The sequence below is a fragment of the Vibrio sp. 1F253 genome, assembly GCF_041439295.1.
In the GTDB taxonomy this organism is placed as follows: domain Bacteria; phylum Pseudomonadota; class Gammaproteobacteria; order Enterobacterales; family Vibrionaceae; genus Vibrio; species Vibrio tasmaniensis_A.
In genome coordinates this window covers 15,565-37,031 of sequence record NZ_JBGONU010000030.1, presented here as the reverse complement: position 1 = coordinate 37,031, position 21,467 = coordinate 15,565, and the positions used below count along the sequence as shown (strand labels likewise).

At 43.4% G+C, this 21,467-nt stretch carries 5 protein-coding genes and 3 pseudogenes; 5 read left to right on the top strand and 3 right to left on the bottom strand.

Features of this window, described 5'->3' with window-relative positions; translation table 11 throughout:
* Nucleotides 1-393 precede the first annotated feature (393 nt).
* Nucleotides 394-1,001: pseudogene (locus ACED28_RS15030) on the top strand (transposase); the annotation flags it as partial.
* 260 nt (nucleotides 1,002-1,261) lie between these two features.
* On the opposite strand, the pseudogene ACED28_RS15025 reads toward ACED28_RS15030, so the two are convergent.
* The 3 genes and pseudogenes from ACED28_RS15025 to ACED28_RS15015 all read right to left on the bottom strand — a co-directional run.
* Nucleotides 1,262-3,355: pseudogene (locus tag ACED28_RS15025) on the bottom strand (type I secretion system permease/ATPase); the annotation flags it as partial.
* Nucleotides 3,356-3,444: 89 nt separating this feature from the next.
* Nucleotides 3,445-4,806 carry an HlyD family type I secretion periplasmic adaptor subunit gene (locus ACED28_RS15020; protein WP_017083706.1) on the bottom strand — a complete coding sequence of 454 codons (1,362 nt, stop codon included), beginning with the start codon at nucleotides 4,804-4,806 and terminating at the stop codon, nucleotides 3,445-3,447.
* Nucleotides 4,803-6,917 (bottom strand): peptidase domain-containing ABC transporter, encoded by a 2,115-nt coding sequence (locus ACED28_RS15015; RefSeq protein WP_371710173.1) that lies wholly within the window; start codon nucleotides 6,915-6,917, stop codon nucleotides 4,803-4,805. Before ACED28_RS15015 ends, ACED28_RS15020 begins: the two co-directional genes overlap by 4 nt.
* 263 nt (nucleotides 6,918-7,180) lie before the next feature.
* On the opposite strand from ACED28_RS15015, the gene ACED28_RS15010 reads away from it, so the two are divergent.
* The 4 genes and pseudogenes from ACED28_RS15010 to ACED28_RS14995 form a co-directional block, all read left to right on the top strand.
* A complete protein-coding gene (locus tag ACED28_RS15010) occupies nucleotides 7,181-7,525 on the top strand; it encodes a hypothetical protein (RefSeq protein ID WP_017082577.1) in 345 nt (114 codons plus the stop codon).
* Between the two features lie 26 nt (nucleotides 7,526-7,551).
* Complete coding sequence (rtxC, locus tag ACED28_RS15005; protein ID WP_032545857.1) at nucleotides 7,552-8,013, top strand: RTX toxin-activating lysine-acyltransferase RtxC; 462 nt, start codon at nucleotides 7,552-7,554, stop codon at nucleotides 8,011-8,013.
* A gap of 21 nt (nucleotides 8,014-8,034) precedes the next feature.
* Nucleotides 8,035-20,646 carry an MARTX multifunctional-autoprocessing repeats-in-toxin holotoxin RtxA gene (rtxA, locus tag ACED28_RS15000; protein WP_371710172.1) on the top strand — a complete coding sequence of 4,204 codons (12,612 nt, stop codon included), beginning with the start codon at nucleotides 8,035-8,037 and terminating at the stop codon, nucleotides 20,644-20,646.
* A 228-nt stretch (nucleotides 20,647-20,874) separates the two neighbouring features.
* Nucleotides 20,875-21,310, top strand: a pseudogene (locus ACED28_RS14995) (transposase); the annotation flags it as partial.
* Between the last annotated feature and the right edge of the window lie 157 nt (nucleotides 21,311-21,467).

Sequence of the window (21,467 nt, the reverse complement as noted above, 5' to 3'; positions counted from 1 at the left end):
TCATAAAAGTGGAAAGCCGATCACTCTTTGTTAGGAAGTTTCAATTTTTAGGTTCTAAATCAAGCCTTAAAGAAAACACTGACCGTAATCTTGGGCCGCATTAAACATATGGCTTAAATGTAAGGCTTTCTTTGTTAAAGGGTCATATTTATGACAAGCAAAACAGCCCCTATCTTCTTTAGGATGCACTAAAGCAAACCATTGAGGGTTTTGGACATAGGTCTCCATTGTACTGTTTGATAATAACTTCGAACCCCCTATTTCATTTTTCCAAGAGGGAGGCACCTCTCCTTTATTTAAATCACTCTCGTTTGAGACTGTCCAAGATGTGTGATCCGCACCAGAAGTTTTGGACACTGAGTTAAGTGAGTACAATCACTAACGAGGTGAACAATGACAACTAAGAAAACACGAATTAAACATGCTCCTGAATTTAAAGCCGAAGCGCTTAAGTTAGCAGAGAAAGTCGGTGTCGCTGCCGCCGCACGACAGCTTTCGCTATATGAATCTCAAATTTATGGGTGGCGTAAAGCCGTCAAAAAAGATGCGAAAATCAGCGATAGAGAAAAGGAACTAGCCACTGAAAATGCCAAACTCAAACGATTATTGGCAGAGCAAGCTGAAGAGCTAGATATCGTAAAAAAGGCCGCCACCTACTTCGCGAAAAATCTAAAGTAGATTGCTATGAGTTTATGCTCGAACACCTGATGCAGTATAAGGTTGTCCGTATGGCTAAGGTGTTTGGGGTTTCTCGAAGTGGGTTTTATTATTGGATTGATAATCGGCATAAAGTCACCCAACGCAACGAACACCGAAAGCAGCTTGATAGCAAAGTTCGTGAAGTCTTTGATGATAAAAAGGAGCGTGATGGTGCAAGGCGCATTCAAAAAGAACTTGAAGAAAATGGTAATAAACACGATGTAAAAACCATCGCCGCGAGCATGAGGCGTCAGGGGTTAGTTGCGAAGGCCGCCCGTAAATTCAAATGTACTCCGCCCAGTTAGTTATCTTCTTTTTGCCTTACCCATGTCACCACCGCTCTAACCATCATAAAGGATCAGATCGCAAGACTCGAAAAAGGTTCAACTGATTTAGGCAACAACGCCGTTCCAAGGTGAAAAAGCCGTTTTTTGATTTTCGAGAAGACATAATAAAGGCTCAAAAAGTGTGTCAACACACACTTTTTGGGTTGAGTGAATGTCAATGGTTAAAGCTCACACCATCCATATTTCTTATAACAACGTAGATTTCAATTTATAAATCAGCCGCCAATTTGTTGCTTCCATAATTTTGCATAAAGACCTTCCTTCTCAACCAGTTCATCGTGAGTCCCACTTTCACAAACTTGGCCTTTATCAAGAACAAGAATATTATCCGCATGACGAATGGTGTTAAGGCGGTGTGCGATGCTAATTACGGTTCTATCTCTACAAATCTCTTTCATGTTGCTCATGATGGCAGCTTCAGAGTTGTAATCGAGTGCTGACGTTGCTTCATCAAGCAGTAAAATCCTAGGGTTAACGAGTAGGGCTCTTGCTAACGCAATACGTTGACGCTGGCCGCCAGATAGAGAGCCCCCTTTTTCCCCAACGGGCTGATTAAACCCGTGGGGAAGTCCTTCAATGAATTCCAAAGCACCGGCAAGCTGCGCAGCATTGCGTATTTCCTCATCAGTAGCTTGAGGCTGACTTAGGCGGATATTCTCTGCAACGCTCCCAGAAAAAAGAATACTTTCTTGTAATACCACACTCATGTTGCGACGTAGCGAAATTGGGTCGGCTATCGCGAGATCCATACCGTCTACCAATACTTGACCATGTTGAGGGACATACAAACGTTGCAATAGCCGGGTGATGGTACTTTTTCCTGAGCCTGATGGCCCGGTGATGCCGATAAACTGGCCCGGTTTTATTTCTAACGATAAGTTGGCCAACACTTCGGGAGAGTCTTCGTGATAACGAAAGCGAATGTTACTAAATTCGATGCCTCCATTGAGTTCAGGAACAGAAGCTAACCCTTGTTTACCATTTTCTTTTGGTTCATCAAGAATATCGCCCACTCGCTTTAGTGCAATAAGAGTATGTTGGAAGTCTTGCCAAATTTGCGCAAGTCGAAGTACCGGCTGAGTCACGTGGCCGGCCAACATATTGAAGGCCACCAATTGTCCGGGTGTGAGCTCACCGTTAAGTACTTCGCTGACTCCCCACCACAGGAGCAGTGCCGCAGTCAGTTTCTGTATCAGCCCGATGCCTTGCCCTGCAATGAGTCCTGATTTTTGAGCATCAAAGCTACGGTTTAGTTGTTGGCTGAGGATATGTTGCCATTGATGTAAAAATCGATGTTCTGTCGCTGTGGTTTTAATGGTTTCAATGCCTGTTACTGCTTCCGTTAGAAAGGTCGTGGCATCGGCATCCGATTCGTATTCTGATTCCACTTTTTTTCTTATGATTGGACCAGCAATAAGCCAAAGTAAGAAATAGATAAAAAGTGAGCCGATTACTAGCCAAGTCAGAGTCTTGGCATAATGGAACATAACAGCAAGAAAGACGGTAACAAAAATGAGATCGAGCAATAACATCAACGTCGAACCGGTCAAAAACTGGCGAATTTGAGCCATTTCACGAACTCGAGCAATGATTTGTCCTGTCTGACGCTGCTTGAAATAATTGAGGGGGAGGCCGACTAAATGGCGATAAAGGCGTCCTGATAGCTCTGCATTTACTTGACTTGCGAGGTGGCCAAATACGGTATTGCGCAAGTAACTGTATGCTGGCTCTGCAATGGCAAGAGCAAGCATCGCTATGGCGAGCACATGTAAACTGGACAAGCTGCGACCGACTAGCACTTTGTCGATGACATTTTCAAACAACATCGGGCTCACCAGTGCGAATATTTGAAGGGCAATAGCATAAATAAACACATCTCGCATTTGGCTCTTTTGACGCCAAATAGAGGGGGCAAACCAGCTAAGGCCAAATTTCACTTCTTTGCTACTTAGTCTTTCATCCGCGACCAACATTACCTTGTACGTTGATGAGTGACTACTCGGACTAAGCTCACTCTGCTGCTCCAATTGAGTGGCTGGATCATATAAAAGAGAAGAACCATCCGCTGATTTTGTGAGCACTTTCCAACTATTGTCGATTTCAATTAAAACGGGCAGTGGAAGGGTATCTAGCTCGTTCGATTTTACTTTCGTTACTTGACTTTTCAGGCCAATATAATCTGCAGCTTCCCTTATTTCCAAGTCATTTAAATTGGAATGACTGACGCCTAAAGCATGCTTGAGCTGTGTCTTGGTCGACTTTTTGTGGAAATAGTTACCCGCATAAACGACGGCGTCGATTCCGCCATTATCTTGTGTGATAGAAGCGTCCTGATTGATAGAAGCATCTTGAGTGGTAGAAACGCTATTTTCCGTTGTTGATAAGGTCATATCCATACTTATCTCTCTCTTAGCGATTCTGCTTGGTATTCACGTATTGGGCTCAGCAGGTAGTCGATAACACGACGTTTATCCGTTTTTATTTCCGCAACGACGGACATGCCTGGTGTCAACTCAATACTTTTACCGTTGATTAAGATGTTGTTATTCTTAAGCTTAACTTGGGCTGGGAAAATGAGCCCCAAGCGTTCGTCTGTAGTAGAATCACGAGAAATACTCAATAGCTCAGCTTCGATAGTACCGTAACGAGTGTATGGAAACGCATCTACTTTTACTGTCACTGGCTGTCCTGGGTAAACAAAACCTACGTCTTTATTGAGAATTTGTATTTCCGCCTGCTGTACTGCATTTTCAGGGACAATAATCATTAAATTTTGTGCTGGTTGAAGTACTGCTCCTAGCGTGTAAATACTGAGTTGCTGAACCGTACCATCGACAGGAGAACGGATGATTTCTAACTGTTCACGCTCACGAACTTTAGACAACTCCTGAGCTAAACCCCCGAGTTGCAATTTCGCTTGTTTTCTTTTTTCGAGCCATTCTCTGTGTTTTTGTGCTTTGAACCCCGTCAGCCTTTCTTCAAGACTATGGTATTGCGACTTTAGAACCTCTAATTCAGCTCGTTGTTGCGACACTTGGCGCTTAACTTCCAGTAGCTCTTTTTCTTGCTCTAGATACTCTACGTGTCCAATGACTTTTATTTGATTCAACGTTTTTCGTGCCGCGAGTCTCTGACTAATATTTTCGGTTAACTGAATTAATGCGTTGATGTCACTTTGACGAGCCGCTTGTGATGTTTTGTTGACCTGCATTTCTGCTTTGATACTTGCCAGGGTCGACTCATATTCACGTTTCTCACTCAAGAAGTTTTCATTGATCAACGCTTGTTGTTCGAGTGGTAAGGCCGAAAATAATAGGTCCTTAGAGAGTGGCAGGCCACTATTCAAAGATTGGTATCGAATTAGGTCATTAGTTTGAAATTCAGACTGAGTGATTAAACGGGTAATGTCTTGATTGATGCCTAGGGTATCAAGAGTAAGAAGCGGCGCGCCTTTTGTCACTCGTTGCCCATCTTTTACGTGAATAGAGAGAACCCGGCTCTGCTCATAAGATTGAATCACTTGTGAGCGGCCAGAGACAACGAAACGTCCGGTAGCTGTCGCTTGTATATCTAATTTCCCCCAATACGCCCAAATTAAGACGGCAACGACTCCCAAGCTGAGCGTGATGGCCGTTATGCGAGCAAATGGTGAAGGAGGACGTTGTGATAAGGCGAGGTGCGCAGGCAAAAATTCGTAATGCTTCTCAGTCGCTTGGTTTATTCTAAATTTGGCTAAGAATCGCTTGATGACACTTTTCATGCGTTTGAATCCTCTTGCTTGAGCTCTTGCTGAAGTTGCCATAATTGTTTGTACTGTTTGCCCAATGTGATTAACTGTTGATGGTTACCTTGCTCGACGATATTACCTTGGTGTAGAACGATAATTCGGTCGCAATCTCGTACGGTGGATAACCGGTGAGCGATAGTGATGACCGTACGGCCCTTCGCGATATTTGCCATATTGGATTGAATCAACGCTTGTGATTCGTCATCCAGTGCACTCGTGGCTTCATCCAGGATCATGATTTTGGGATCTGAAAGTAGAGTTCGCGCAATCGCCAGGCGTTGTCTCTGTCCGCCAGAAAGGGACTGCCCACCTTCGGCTAAGATCGTGTCATAGCCGATTGGGAGCTTCATGATAAATTCGTGAGCTCCAGAAAGTTTTGCCGCTTCGATAACCTCTTCTAAGCTAGCTTCAGGCTTCGATTGGGCAATATTTTCGCAAACACTTTTGTTAAATAGATAGTTTTCTTGCAGAACTATGCCGATTTGTTGGCGCAGTTGCTGGATGCCAATTTGATTAAGTGGTGTGTTATCAACCGTTATTAACCCTTTTTCTGGGCAGTAGAGTCGTAGCAGTAATCGAGCTAGAGTACTTTTCCCTGAGCCTGATGTTCCCACAACGCCTAATGTTTCACCTGCTTGGATATCTAGCGACAAGTTGTTAAGGGTCGGTGGGATATCTGGTTGGTAACGAAATAGGATGTTTTTGAACGAAATTGCGCCTTGTAATGCAATCGTATCGCTCCCTGTGTGCTGCTCCACAGGTAAATTAAGCATGTCTCCCAATTTTTCTAGTGCCACGCGCGTTTGAATAAATTGCCCCCATAACTCAACCATGCGTGATAAAGGTTGGGCTATATGGTTTGTCATCATATTAAAAGCGATCAGTTGTCCGATAGTCATTTCCAATGACAGTACTTCTGTTGCCCCTAACCACAGAACTCCAACACTTGTTACTTTCTGGATGAGTTGAACGACATGGTTGGATCGGTTGTTGAGTTGCTGAACCACGTACCCAGTAGAGACCATTTTTTCCGTTTGATCGTCCCAACGGCGAACAAAACGAGGCTCTACGGCTAAGCTTTTTAGAGTTTCACTGCCAGCCACTGTCTCTGTGAGAAAAGAGGTATTTGCAGCGGCGTGCGTAAATTGCTCTTCTACCGCCGCTTGCATTCGAGGTGTAAGCCACCAAGCGAGCAATACGTAAAGAGGGATGGTTGCAATAAATAGCCATGTGAGAGGAGGTGAAAGCAAACTCATTACATAGAGAAAGACAAACATGAACAAGAACTCGACCGTTAAAGTAAACATCGAGCCTGTTAAGAATTCTCGTACAGTATCAAGCTCGCGCACGCGAGTTACGATAGCGCCTACTTGACGTGTTTTGAAGAACATCAAAGGAAGGCCAAACAAGTGCTTTACTAACTTAAGTCCTAATTGAATATCAATTCTATTGGCTGTGTGCGCATATTGATATTCGCGTAAGCCGCGAAGTAGAACCTCTACAATGCCAGTGAACACAAGCCCTATCACAAGCACATCAAGGGTTGACCAAGCTTGATGTACAAGCACTTTATCCATCACAACCTGAAAAAATAGCGGTGAGATTAAGGCGAGTATTTGCAATACAAAAGAAAACAAAAAAATTTCCCCGAGTATTCTTTTGTGTTGCAAAAACTCAGGAATGAACCAGGCGATATCAAAACGTGATTGAGCTTGTTTTATCTCCAGCCATCTGTGGTTCCAAATTGAATTGAGTTCGTTATACGAAATTATTTCAGGAGTTTCTTTATTAGGTCTTTGTATTAAACACTTATCTTTATTAGATTTTGCTAAAGTTAATGGTAAACCTTCCATATCGAATAGAATCGAAGGAGTTTTTACTTTATCTAGACTTTTAAATTGTGAAAACTTAGCTGATACTTTGATTTCTTTTTCATTTTCTATTTTTTTAATAAAATCAAAATAATTCATTTCTTTAATTTTTGATATGTCGTTTTCTCCATTGATTATGTCCTTTTTGCCATCTTCAATTAATTTCAGGTGAAGGTTTATGCATAATATTATCATTGTTTCTTTAGCTGTCATTTTGCATTCTAATTAGATTTTTTAGAGGTTTTATACTAGCATTTGATATATTTTCCAGCAAGTTTTCGTTTTATTTTTATATTTAATTTCATTGTATCTTATTGATTTTATTGAGTTAATTTTAATTTAACTTGGTTTTTGATTTAAATTTAATTGTTTCTATTAACAATTCAATTTATTTCAATTATAGTTTCTTTTTTCGCAATTAAATGCGATTAAGGTTCATTTCATTTTGTTTTGTTAAATTTTTGAGATTTTATTTTATGACAGAGAAGTTTGTTCAAACCATTTCTAGTGTTAATTATAATAAAGGCGTTTTTTCCCTTTATTTCGTAGGTCAAGACCAAAAAAATATGGCTAGTGGCGTAATGGCTGAAAATGATGATGACCTTGAGCTTAAACAAGTGGTTCATATGCCAGCTTCTGGCTTTATGTATATGGTTTCCATGGTTAAAAACATGCTCGAAGATCCTCGCATGTCAGCTGAATTTGACAAGTTAGTTGCAGCGGGTTTTTTACCATCAAGTGAACCGGTTGACCCTCAGGCTGAAGAGGGAACAACGGAAGAAAAAACTGCGCCAAAAAAGCGAGTTTCTAAAGTTAAATAGCAACTGCATTTGGTGATATTGGGCATATGTCTATTGCATATCAATCAGCAAATCTTACGTTAGCGCAAATTCAAAAAATAATCGGAGGGGTGATGTTGTTAAGTCAGCATTCACCTCTTCATCGCAGATACGTTGTTGCTGAATGGCAGCAACGTATTATGCCTGCGTTTGAGCTAAACCAGTTTTGCTATTACGAAGATGAACAAGGTCGCCCAATTGCATTTTGTAATTGGGCGTTTTTGTCTGAGCAAAGCCGAGATGAGTTGTTATCTGGAGTGCGGGAAATTTCTTTATCTGACTGGCAATCTGGCCAGCATATTTATATCCCAGAGATGATAGCGCCATTCGGTCATGGCCGCGAAGTTGTCAATGACCTTCGTCGCCGTGTATTCCTTCCGTGGCAGGGGCAGAAAGTTTGTACGGTCCGCGGCAAGGTCAATGTTCAAAGTGATCGCTGTATCAGAAAGGTACAGTGGTTTTCTATTTAATCCGAAATTAGAGTTTATTTTATGGGAAAACCATTTTGGAGAAGTGTTGAATACTTCTTTACAGGGAGCTATACCGCTGACGATGGGGACAATAATATTGTTGCGACTAGTCTTATTGGCGGCGATATTCGAGCTTACGGCGGTGATGATCATATCACCGTCGCTTCAATTACTGCCACAGTTTATACGGGTAGTGGTAATGATACAGTCGTAGGCGGTGCGGCCCATCTAAAGGTAGAGGATTCTATTGGTAACCTTAGTGTAAAAGGTGCGGCTGGGTATGTTGATATCAATAAAAGTGGGGGTGGTGATGTCTCATTTGCCGGCCTTGCTGGTGGAGTTACTATTGACCACTTAGGTAATCGCGGTGACGTAAATTATGGAGGTGCAGCTGCATACAACGGTATAACCCGTAAAGGTCTAAGTGGTAATGTGACATTTGGTGGTGTTGGTGGTTACAACAGTCTTTGGCATGAAACAAACCAGGGTAACTTATCCTTTACGGGGGCAGGGGCCGGAAACAAACTCGACCGAACTTGGTTCAATAAATACCAGGGTTCACGTGGTGATGTGACATTCGATGGGGGCGGTGCGGCTAACAGTATTAGTTCACGAGTGGAAACTGGCAATATCACTTTCCGTGGTGTTGGTGCTGATAATCATCTGGTTCGAAAAGGTAAAGTTGGAGATATAACCCTACAGGGTGCAGGCGCATCAAATCGAATTGAACGTACACGCCAAGCTAATGACGTTTATGCTGAAACACGAGGGAATGTTACATTTGAAGGGGTTGGAGGGTACAACAGCCTTTACTCTGATGTCGCCCACGGAAATGTCAGTTTTTCCGGGGGGGGAGCATACAATAATATTACCCGTAAAGGGATAGGTAAAGACTTCGACGGCGAAGGGATGGCGCATGTCAATGCCGATGAAATCGTGCTTACTCAAGCGGTACTAAGTGGAACTTGGATTGGCCAGGATCATCAAGTTACGGGTATAAAATCGACACGTGAGCCGAATACTTATCTGTTTGCTTTCTCGGATTCTAAGTACACCAAAATAAATAAAATTCAGCTGAGTAACGATCCTGAAACTGGAGAGCTTAAGTATTATTCTACCGCTTGGTACAAAGAAGGCGATCATTTAAGTAACTTAACGAGCCAGGATATTTCCTCTGAGAGCGGGTTTAACCCCGTTAAAGTCTATGGCGCATATACGCTGTCGGATTTGAAAGTTGAACACCAGAAAGCGGTGACTATTCACGCCGTTGAAAAAGACCTTACAGAATATGAGTGGGTGACCTACGCTAACGGTGCGGTGATTGATGCTAAAGACGTGTCATTATCTGATGCAAAAATGGGTGGGCATGCTATCTCTTCGGATGGCTCGACTGTCGATGTCAAAGCAGTTAAATCGAATCGAAAAGCAAACACGTACGTCTATGCAAAAGTCTTGGGGTCATACACAAAAATAGTTGTCGTCGAACTTGCAAACGATCCCGATACCGGAGTACTAAGGTATCAAGCTCGTCCTTGGTATAAAGAAGGCGACCACACCCAAAATTTGTCTAGTGAAGATATTTCTTCCGCAAACGGTTACAGCTCTGGGTACAAAAATGGTTACTCGTTGAGTCAGCTACAATACAGCGTTAATACGTTGAGAAGTACCAGTGAAATAGTAGCGGATATTGATGAATACAATGAACAATCATTGTTTAAGTCTGCTAGCGATGGTGGTGAAAGTTCAGGGGACGTTCGGTTCAATGGTGTCGGTGGCGGTAACGTCATCAAATCCAATGTGACACGCGGTAATGTCTACTTTAACGGTGGTGGTCTCGCCAACGTTATCCTTCACAGCTCTAAGTTTGGTGATACCGAATTTGTTGGCGGCGGCGCGGCTAACGTCATTGTTAAAAGTGGCGATGAAGGCGACCTCACTTTCCGTGGTGCTGGTTTAGCTAACGTGCTCGTTCATCAGAGCAAACAAGGGAAAATGGATGTCTACGCAGGCGGTGCGGTCAATGTATTGGTTCGTATTGGTGACGGCGAGTACTTAGCCCACTTACTTGCTTATGGCAATATTTCAGTTCACAAAGGTAACGGTAATAGTCGTTTGACTATGCTAGGCGGCTACAACACGCACACCCAAATTGGGTCTGGCAACGGGTTGTGGTTAGCGGTCGGTGGCTTTAATGTCATGACACAGGTTGGTAAGGGCGACATCGCTTCTGTACTTGTCGGTGGCGCGAATGTCATGACTAAAGTGGGTGACGGTGACCTCACGGCGGGTATGCTTGGTGGCGCCAATATCATTACTCATATTAGCGGTGATGATACGGCCTCAAATACGACCGCAGTCGCACTTGGTGGTGCAAACATCCTAACCAAAAAAGGCAATGGCAATGCGCTTGCCGTTATGGGAGGAGGCGCCAACGTACTTACACATGTTGGTGATGGCTCGACAACTGGCGTCATGGTTGGTGGGGCGAACATTCTAACCAAGGTGGGCGATGGCGATACCACAGGCATTATGTTGGGTATTGGTAACGTATTGACTCATGTTGGCGATGGCCAAACACTTGGCGTAATGGGTGCTGCGGGTAATATCTTCACCAAAGTAGGCGACGGCACTTCAATAGCCGCTATGATCGGCGTAGGCAATATCTTCACTCACGTTGGTGAAGGGAACGCGTGGGCGCTAATGGGCGGCCTAGGCAATGTATTTACCAAGGTTGGTCATGGTGATGCATTAGCGCTTATGGTCGCAGAAGCGAATGTCTTTACGCATATTGGTGACGGCACAACAGTCGCATTAATGATAGCAAAAGGTAATATCGCGACTAAGGTGGGTAATGGTACCTCGATAGCCGCGATGGTAGGTAACGCAAATATATTCACTCAGGTGGGTAATGGCAGCACGTTTACTGCAATGCTTGGCCAAGCCAATATCATGACGAAAGTGGGTAATGACCTAACTGCTGCATTAATGATCGGTAAAGCGAATATCTATACTCACGTTGGTGATGGCACAAGCTTAGGTTTATTTGCTGGCGAACTAAACGTGATGACGAAAGTGGGTAATGGCACAACCTTAGCCGCGATGTTTGGTAAAGCAAACATTATGACTCACGTAGGAGATGGTCTTACTGGCGTACTAGCCCTTGGTGAAGCGAATATCATAACGAAAGTCGGTGATGACTTCATGGGTGTTGTCGCAGCTGCGAAAGCAAACGTAGTGACCCATGTTGGTGATGCAACAACCGCAGCTGTGTTGGCGGGTAAAGGTAATATCTTAACCAAAGTTGGCGAAGGAACCACCGTTGGTTTACTGATATCAAAAGTGGGCAATGTCATGACCCATGTGGGGGATGGTACGACTATTGGTTTGGCGAAAGGTAAAGCTAACATCATCACAAAAGTGGGCGATGGATTAGGCGTTAACGTGGCCTGGGGACAAGCAAATATCTTCACTCACGTTGGTGACGGTGATCGATACAACTTCGCCAAAGGTGAAGCGAACATCATCACCAAAATCGGTGATGGCCAAGAAGTTTCTGTGGTTCAAGGTAAGGCGAATGTCATTACTCACGTCGGTAATGGCGATGATTACACGGGAGCTTGGGGCAAAGCGAATATCATTACGAAAGTGGGTGATGGCCGTAATGTTGTTTTAGCGAAAGGTGAAGCGAACATCGTTACTCAAGTGGGTGACGGAGATAGCTTCAACGCACTTTGGAGCAAAGGCAATATCGTCACTAAAGTCGGTGATGGTATGCAGGTCACGGCGGCAAAAGGTAAAGCCAATATTACGACAACCGTGGGTAATGGCCTGAGTGTAACGGCGGCCTATGGTGATGCGAATATCAACACCAAAATTGGTGACGGTATTTCAGTGAACGTTGCATGGGGCAAATATAACGTTAACACCAAAGTGGGTGACGGTCTCAATGTTGCGGTGATGAAAGGCAAAGCAAACGTGAATATTCACGTAGGTGATGGCTTAGGGATTAACGCTTCTTATGCCAGAAATAACGTTGCTATCAAAGTGGGTAACGGTGATTTCTATAGCCTAGCCGTCGCGTCAAGTAACACGAGCAGCAATAAGCTTTCCGCACTGTTTGATAATATTAAACAAACTCTTCTTGGAGTGGGTGGCAGCCAAGCGATTAATTACCTAGTTCAAGGTGATGAAGCTTCTTCATCAGGAATTCAGAAAGGACGAGGTGCTATTTCAACGCCTGAAATCACTAAACTTGATGGTTTCGACTTAGATGAAATCGAAGAAGTGGGTTCCGATCTAGGAGACGGTTTAAGTGGAAGCGTGACCAACGTTGAAACGCCTGATCTCAGCAACATGGAAAATGAACTCAACATCGAAGAATCTTCAAATCAAACGCAAACACCTAACTTGATCGTCAATGGTGATTTTGAGCAAGGTGGTCTGGGATGGGAATCGACTCACGGTGTTGAAGTTGCCTCTTCAAGTAAGGATTATGGCGTAAGTGGTGATGGTCATGGTTCACTTGTTACAGAGCTAGATACTTATACTAATACAAGTCTTTCTCAAGATTTAACGGATTTAGCGGAAGGTGAAGTCATTGCGGTTAGCTTTGATTTTGCAAAACGTGCAGGTATTTCAAGCAACGAAGGCATAGAAGTTCTCTGGAACGGTAATGTTGTATTCTCAACTTCTGGCGATGAAACAGCTTGGCAACAAAAAACACTTAAGTTGACTGCGAATTCTGGCAGCAACCGAATAGAATTTAAAGGCACAGGCCATGATGATGGGTTGGGCTATGTTTTAGATAATGTTGTGGCGAAATCTGAAACATCACACCAAGCTAATGCTGTTGCCGATAATGCGGAACAAAATCAAGCTGCGCAAAATGCAATGTCTGACAAAGAACGAGCGGAAGCCGATCGTCAACGCTTAGAGCAAGAAAAGCAGAAACAACTTGAAGCCGTATCGGGTTCTCAGGCTCAATTAGAATCCACCGATCAAGAAGCATTAAAGAGCAATGGTCAAGCGCAGCGTGATGCTGTGAGCGAAGAGTCTGAAGCGGTAACTAAAGATCTGACGACATTGGCCCAGGGACTTGATGTGCTGGATAACAAAGCGGTTTATGTAGGTGAATCTGGTGAGCATTGGCGCAACCATTTCGCAGACGGTCTTTTAGAGGATGCTCAAACCAAATTAGGTCAGGCTAAAGATGTTGCTGGGGAAAGCATCATCGCTGCGAAAAAAGCGCACGTAGACAACCAAAAAAGTGTCAACGATTCTGTGGCGAAATCAGAAGCAGGCGTTGCGAAAGGCGAACAGAATCGCTCTGGTGCAGAGAAAGATATTGCGAATACTAAAGCCGACGCTGATGCGCGTAAAACAGACGCCACTACGAAAGCTAATGAAGCTAAACAAGCTGAATCGAATGCGAATAATTCAGCTAGAGACGCTGAAGAACGTGGTAATCGTGATGCAAGAAATGCTGAAAACAAAGCGGATCAAGCACAAGCGGATGCGAAAGGTTCAAAGCAGAACGAAGAGGATCGTCCTGATCGTCAAGGTGCTGTGGGCAGTGGACTTTCGGGTAAAGCACGCAGAATAGAAGGTGCAGGCGTCACGGGTAACCATGTGAATGCCAACAACAAGTCAAGCGCCGATGGCCGATTCAGTGAAGGATTGAGCGAGCAAGAGCAAGAAGCGTTAAACGATGCTGTTCAAGCCGTAAACCGACTACAAATCAATGCAGGTATTCGCTCTAAAAATACCGGAAGAGCTATCACTTCCATGTTCACTGAGAGCAATACCGACAGTATCAGAGTTGTAAATCGAGCATCACAAGATGTAAACCGAAAAGATATTCGCATTTCAGGTGTCAATCTTCACGGGCTGGGTGAAGCGGCTGACACTTCTTTAGCTGTAAGAAAAGGCGTAGATGGTTTTGACTTCTCATTGCTTGGCTCTAATGATGCAAGATTTGTCGATTCGACTAAGCGACACATTGGCAAGCTTTTAACGGATTTACCTAGTAAAGAGTTGAAAGTGGTAAGAAGTAACATTCAGTCAATTCAGCGTACCCCATCTGAAAAGAATCTTGCTGCCTTAGAGTTGGCTCTTCACCAGTGGCAGCAAAAAAATCCAAAAGAGTTCGCTCAACGTGGTGAGTTAGTTAAGACACTCCAATTTGAAATGGTGTCGCTGCAAAGCCATATTCAGAGGAACCGTTCGAAGGACGCCAATGTCTTTGGTATTGCAATTGATCCGAAAGCTGTTGAAGCGTTTGAGTCTAAGCTCGTGTTTGACGGTATTGGTCGTGTGGTTGGTTTGATTGAACCTTTGACCGAGCACGAAATCAATAGCTTAAAGTCGTTCGGAGTGGTTTCACCGACCCTGACGAATTCAACTTCAGAGAGAGATGCGCCAAAAACTGAAAATGAGAGCCTTATTGAATTTATTTATAAGCTAGGTCAGATAGAGACTACTGAAACTTATGCGAATGAAATACATGAGTTAGTAGAGCAAGCTAAAACGCTATGGATGAGCGGAAGTGTGACTCAAGAGAAAGCGGTTAAGCTGTTTAGCGAGGCTCATGAAAAGTTAGCAGAACACCCTAAACTGCAAACACTGGCAAATAAATTACTGGCTGATGCAAAGAAAGATAAAGCGACAGGTCAATATCTCGATAATTTGTTTGGCCGTCGTTTTGACTCTGAAATAGCTCATGAGTTGGTGAAAACACCGACAGAACAAGCGATTAATACTTCAGTTCAAATCGGAACCAGTTTAGTTAATGATTTTGACGAATGGATACATGGCTTGCTGCCGGATGCGGGAGACGATGTGTTGCGCGCTGAGCGAATCCAGACAAAAATGGAAGCGTTTGCAGAAGAGATCGCTAAAGACAAGCGTCCATGGTTTAGTCGCGTCCCGACCTTAACTCAATTCCTTGAAACACCGAATTATGACAACTTCAAAACTATGATGACACAAGTTGATGATGGTTTCGGTGTTATAAAAGTTCCTTTCCTGGCTGTGAAAATGGCAATTACCCCTGGTTTGGGAATGGAAATGGCCCCGTGGAAAGCTGAAGGGGACCGTTTCTATCGGAATGTTATCACCAAGGCTCGTTCAACTGATGCGGTAATATCATCAGGGGTTGAAGGTGAAAACAAAGTTACCCTTATTGAAAAGAAAACCAGTGATTATGGTACGGCGCTTCAATATCAACCGAAAGGTGATAACTACGATGACTTTATAGAAGGCCGCAGTGTCGCAGATGGTCGAATTCTTACTCCGGGTAAAAAGACAACATTCGAAAGTAATGCCTTGAATAATGGTCTGCCGGTAGTGACGGGCGCGTCGGGTTCAACCAATATCATGACGCACCTGAACCAACATATTGCGAGTAAGAATCCAGGATTCTCTGTTGATCAAGCTTACCTAAACACCTTGTCTTTCTTAGTTTTTGACGGCGGTCACTCAGTCAACGAAAGCCTTGCTGTGTACAAAGCTTTGCAGGAAACGGGAGAGGATCGCAAAAAAGTATTGGAAAGCTACACCGCCAACTATCAGGATCTGATAGACCTAGTTGATGATAGCTCAAAGGGCACAGTGCGCGATGCGCTGGACAAGGCATTGGATAAAACGCTTAAGTTCTACAAAGAGCATGCTAATTCTGCATCAGATGAACCAGGGGAAGTGTTACCAGTTAAGAGGGCGACAAGTGACAAAGTTGCGGATCTTGAATCATTAGGAAAAAAGACCGGATTAAAAGTAGATTTATCTCAAGTATTTACGAAGCAAGAGCTGAAAGATAGAGCGAAAATTTTTGCTAAACCGATTGGTGCTTCTTATCAAAGTATCTTAGACCAAGTTGATTTGGTGCATCATTCCAATGGTCAAGAGCAGATGAGCGCGAGCTTTGAACTTTGCAATAAGATTAACGCTTATTTAGCTGAACATCCAACCTCCGGTCGTAATCATGCACTAACGCAATTGAAAGAGCAGGTAAGTACTGAGTTATTTAAAGGGGAAATGAAAGTTACCCAAAAGGCCATTGACGCTATTGCAAAGACACGCCCCGAACTTGCCGCTGACATTTATATGGTGGCGATCGAGGAAGCCAATGGTGAACATGCGGGTCTAACCGAAATGATGGTCCGTTGGGCAAATGAAGACCCGTATTTATCGCCAAAGCAAGGATATAATGGAGAGACTCCGAAGGATTTGGGCTTTGACGCTAAATATCACATCGAACTTGGCGAACATTATTCAGACTTCAAACAATGGTTGGAAAAATCACAGGCGAACGATTTACTAAGCAAAGCTGTCTTGGATGAAGCGACGAAAACTGTCCACTTGGGTTACAGTTACCAAGAGCTTCAAGACTTGACCGGGGTTGAGTCTGTTCAGATGGCTTTCTATTTCTTGAAAGAAGCAGCTAAGTCGTCGAATCGGAGCTCCGGCGATTCAGCTGAAATGATCTTGCTAAAGAAATTCGCAGACAGAAACTATGTTTCTCAAGTTGAAGCCGGTCGAATGGATCAAATTAAAGGTATTTACCACAGTAGTCATGAGACAGATGTTGAGAGCTGGGATCGCCAATATTCTGGTATTGGATACGAAGACCTAAGTAAGAAACTTGCCGAAAAGAAGAATGTCGAAGAGCAGCTTTCTCTACTTCTAAATGACCGTAAAGGTCTTTTAATTGGCGAAGTACATGGCAGCGATGTTAATGGTTTGCGCTTTGTTAATGAGCAAATGGATGTACTCAAGAAGCAAGGTATCACTGTCATTGGTCTAGAGCACCTGCGTTCGGATCTTGCGCAGCCACTGATTGACAATTATCTGGCTACTGGTGTGATGTCCAATGAATTAAGTGCAATGCTCAAAACTAAGCATATAGACGTTACTTTGTTTGAAAATGCACGTTCAAATGGTATGCGCATTGTTGCTCTTGATGCGAATATTACGGCTCGCCCTAACATTCAAGGGACAGAGCATGGGTTGATGTATCGGGCTGGAGCTGCAAATAATATAGCGGTAGACACGTTGCAAAAATTGCCAGCGGGTGAAAAATTTGTTGCTATCTATGGGAGAGCACATTTGCAATCTCACAAAGGCATTGAAGGGTTTGTTCCTGGCATTACCCATCGTTTAGGTTTACCGGCACTTAAAGTGAGTGAAACGAACCAATTCAAGATTGAGAAGGATGATGTGAGTCTACGTGCTGTTTACGAAGATGTCGTGAATAAACCAAAGATTGTTTTCACTAGCTCCTTAAGTGGAGAGGACGGTCATGTTAATAATAAACATGTTGATAGTTGGAAGCGTGTTGAAGTTCTACCTCAAACGGGTGGCGGGGAAACTCGATTTGATGGACAAGTTATTGTTCAAATGGAGAACGACCCTGTGGTGGCTAAAGCTGCGGGGAACTTAGCAGGTAAACATCCTGATAAGAGTGTGGTAGTTCAACTTGATTCAGACGGAAACTATCGAGTGGTGTTTGGTGACCCCTCGAAGCTTGATGGAAAGGTTAGATGGCAATTAGTTGGTCATGGCCGTGGTGATTCAGAAAACAATAATATGCGCATGAGTGGTTATAGTGCTGATGAATTAGCAGTCAAGCTTGCTAAATTGAATCAAGCCTTCAGTGGATCAGGAAGCATCACCACTCAACCTAATCATATTAGCGTCGTGGGCTGTTCTTTAATTAGTGATGACAAACAGAAAGGCTTTGGTAAGCAGCTTATTAAAGCGATGGATATAAATGGAATTCGTAGCGATGTTTCAGTCCGGAGCTCAGAGGTTGCGGTTGACTCAACTGGTCGTAAACACACTCGTGATGCTAATGGCGACTGGGTACAAAAAGCGACACAACACAAAGTTACATTTAGTTTGGATGCTCAAGGTGAAGTGACGACGAAAGAAGAGCGTATTCGAAATGGCATTGCTGAAGGAAACATTAATCTTTCTCACGTTGGTATGAGCAAGACGGACGAGTCTGTCCGTGGGGCTATTGGTGAAAACAACAATGTTTTTGAGGCACCAGAAAAAAGAAAAATAAATCAAGGAACCTCCTCAACTTCAGGAAACAGCAATCAGCTCAGCTACTCTGGGAACATCCAAGTGAATGTGGGCGATGGCGAGTTTACCGCGGTGAATTTGGGCACATCTAACGTTAGCATTAAAGTGGGCACTGGTGGCTTTAAGTCATTGGCATTTGGTGATAACAATGTGATGGTTCATATCGGTAATGGTCAGAGCAAACACAGCTTCGATATCGGTGGCTATCAGGCTCTGGAAGGTGCGCAGATGTTTATCGGAAATCGCAACGTGAGCTTCAACTTAGGACGAAGCAATGATTTGATTGTGATGCTGGATAAATCGATCCCAACCCCACCACTTGTTAACCCGTTTGATGGGGCCGCTCGTATTTCTGGAGTTCTGCAAGGTATAGCAAATTCGGGCAAAGGCAAAGATTGGGTTTCTGCTCAAAATCAACAGTGGACATTGTCAGGCGCGAAGAAGTTCGTTAAAGATATGTCTGGTTTAGATCAAAGTAGCAGTGTTGACTATGACACTCTTGTGAGTTTGGATTCGCAAAATGGACGTAGTAGCCGAGGTTTGAAGAATGACACTGAAGCTGTTCTGAACAAGAAGTTCAACAAATGGTTAGGTGGTAATGACACCAGTGCAAACAAACTAAGTCGCGCAGATAAGTTTCGTCAAGCGAATGAGAAGTTAGCATTTAACTTCGCTGTTGGTGGCCAAGGTGCGGATATTCAGGTCACGTCGGGCAATTGGAATTTTATGTTTGGTGACAATATCCAGTCTATCCTTGATACCAATCTAGGTTCTTTGTTTGGCTTAATGACACAGCAGTTCTCTGCAACAGGTCAAGCGAAAACAACCTTCACATATAACCCTAAAGATTTACCCCGACAGTTAAAGAATAAACTACTTGGCCAGTTGTCTGGTGTGGGTGCGGATACGACACTTGGGGACATCTTCGGTGTGGATTACACCGCATCTGGGCAAATTCTTGCTCGTAATGGTAAGCCGGTAGACGGGGTTGCAATCCTCAAAGATATGCTGGAAGTGATTGGTGAGTTTAGTGGTGATCAACTTCAAGCTTTCGTCGATCCTACTAAGCTGTTAGACGATTTGAAATCGGGAATTGATATGGGCGCAGATGGCCTTAAGTCGTTCGCAGAAACTCATGGTTTGAAAGAAAAAACGCCAGAAGAGAAAGAGGATAAAGCATCAGTTTCCGTTAATGGGACCAACGTAAATGGTGTTCAAAAAAGTCGCGATGAGGCTACAACGCCTGAAAAAACCCCGAAAAAAGATCGTGCATTTGGTTTTAATTCGTTCAGTCTACCTAACTTGTTTACGACTATCTTTAGCCAAGATAAGCAAAAAGAGATGAAATCGTTGGTAGAAAACCTGAAAGGGAACCTAACGAAAGATCTACTGAATATGAAAGAAAAAACATTCGATTTCTTAAGTAAGAGTGGTCATTTAAAAGGGGATGGTGATGTCCATGTTTCTCTAGGAAACTATAACTTCAACTGGGGTGGCGACGGCAAAGATTTAGGGGCTTATCTAGGGGATAACAACAACTTCTGGGGCGGTCGAGGTGACGATGTGTATTACGCAACTGGTACATCCAATATTTTTACCGGCGGTGAAGGTAATGATATGGGCGTTCTTATGGGGCGTGAAAATATGATGTTTGGTGGTGAAGGTAATGATACTGCTGTGGTCGCTGGACGAATTAACCATGTTTTCCTTGGTGCTGGTAATGATCAAGCATTTGTCTTTGGGGAAGGTGGACAAATTGATACCGGAACAGGGCGAGATTATGTTGTGACTTCTGGTAATTATAACCGCGTGGATACAGGTGATGAGCAAGATTACTCAGTTACGATCGGTAATAACAACCAAGTAGAGTTAGGTTCGGGGAACGACTTTGCCAATGTCTTTGGGAACTATAATCGTATCAATGCTGACACTGGTAACGATGTGGTCAAGCTGTTGGGTTATCACGCAGTGTTGAACGGCGAGGAAGGGGACGATCACTTGATTGCAGCGGCCATGTCAAAGTTCAGTCAGTTCAATGGCGGTGAAGGACATGATTTGATGGTACTTGGTGGATACCAAAATACATTCAAAGGTGGGACTGGTGTCGACAGTTTTGTCGTGAGCGGTGATGTTATCGACAACCTTGTTGAAGACATCCGTAGTGAAGATAAGATTGTGTTCAATGGCATTGATTGGAATAAACTGTGGTTTGAGCGTAGTGGTTATGATTTAAAACTTTCTATATTACGTGATCCTGAAAGCGATACTAACCAAGCGAAGTTTGAACATATTGGTTCTGTCACTTTCGCTGATTACTTCAATGGTAATCGTGCACAAGTTGTTGTTGATATGAGAGATAAGGATGCGAAAGGTGAACGAGATTATACCGCGTTATCTGCCACCTCGATTGACGCATTGGTTCAAGCTATGAGTGGTTTTGCGCCTCAGGGTGGCGACAATGGCTTTATGGATAACCTTGATAGTAAGTCTCGAGTTGCTATCACTAAGGCATGGTCCGATGTTTCTAGAGGGAAAAACGCTTTTGCATAGCTAATAAACTATAATTTCAAACATTAATCTAAGCCGTCTTCTTTTTGAAGCCGGCTTTTTTATTTTAATTCTCATACAATGATTGATTTAACTTCATCTGGAAAGCATTTTTAAAGTGTCTGATTGTTAGGTGGTTAAGGCATACGTTGGGCTTTGTTGCGTAATTCGAGGAAACTAAATCTACAACCTACACTCTGTTCAGCAACACTCACTTTTCCTCGTAGCCTCATGTCTAAGCCTCGTTACAAAACAACCAAATGGAAGCAATACAACCCGAGCACTCATTAAACGTGGTTCTCTGACTTTTTGGATTGATGAGGAATCCATAAGCGGGTGGCCCAAAGCATGCAAAACTGGCGTGGTAGACCACATCGGTTTAGTTATTTAGCGTTTAACACTGCCGCTCATGGTGAAGCGAGTCTTCTCTATGCCACTGGGGGCTTTACAATGATTTATCTATTCAATATTTAGGCTAGCCAATTTTCCGTTAAGTTGTCCGCATTAGACCTGCCTCAGTCGTGGAACAAAGTAAGTTGAGGTCTCATTTAGTACTAAAACGAGAGGAGCAAGTCAGGACCAAGTCATTGATGCTACTGGCCTTAAGGTTTACTACGAAGGTGAATGGAAAGTCAAAAAAACACGGGACGGAGGGCAGCGTAAAGTTATTTTAATTATATATTGTTTTTTATTGTCTTTTGATTGGTCAAAGAAGCTGGATTGGAAGTAAGACGGGAAATAGGCTTATTGTTGACCTTATTTTTATCTTGGAGAGAAAAATTTGTCGCCAGTTTGTCGCCATTAGTAATTTTATTTTTTTGTAA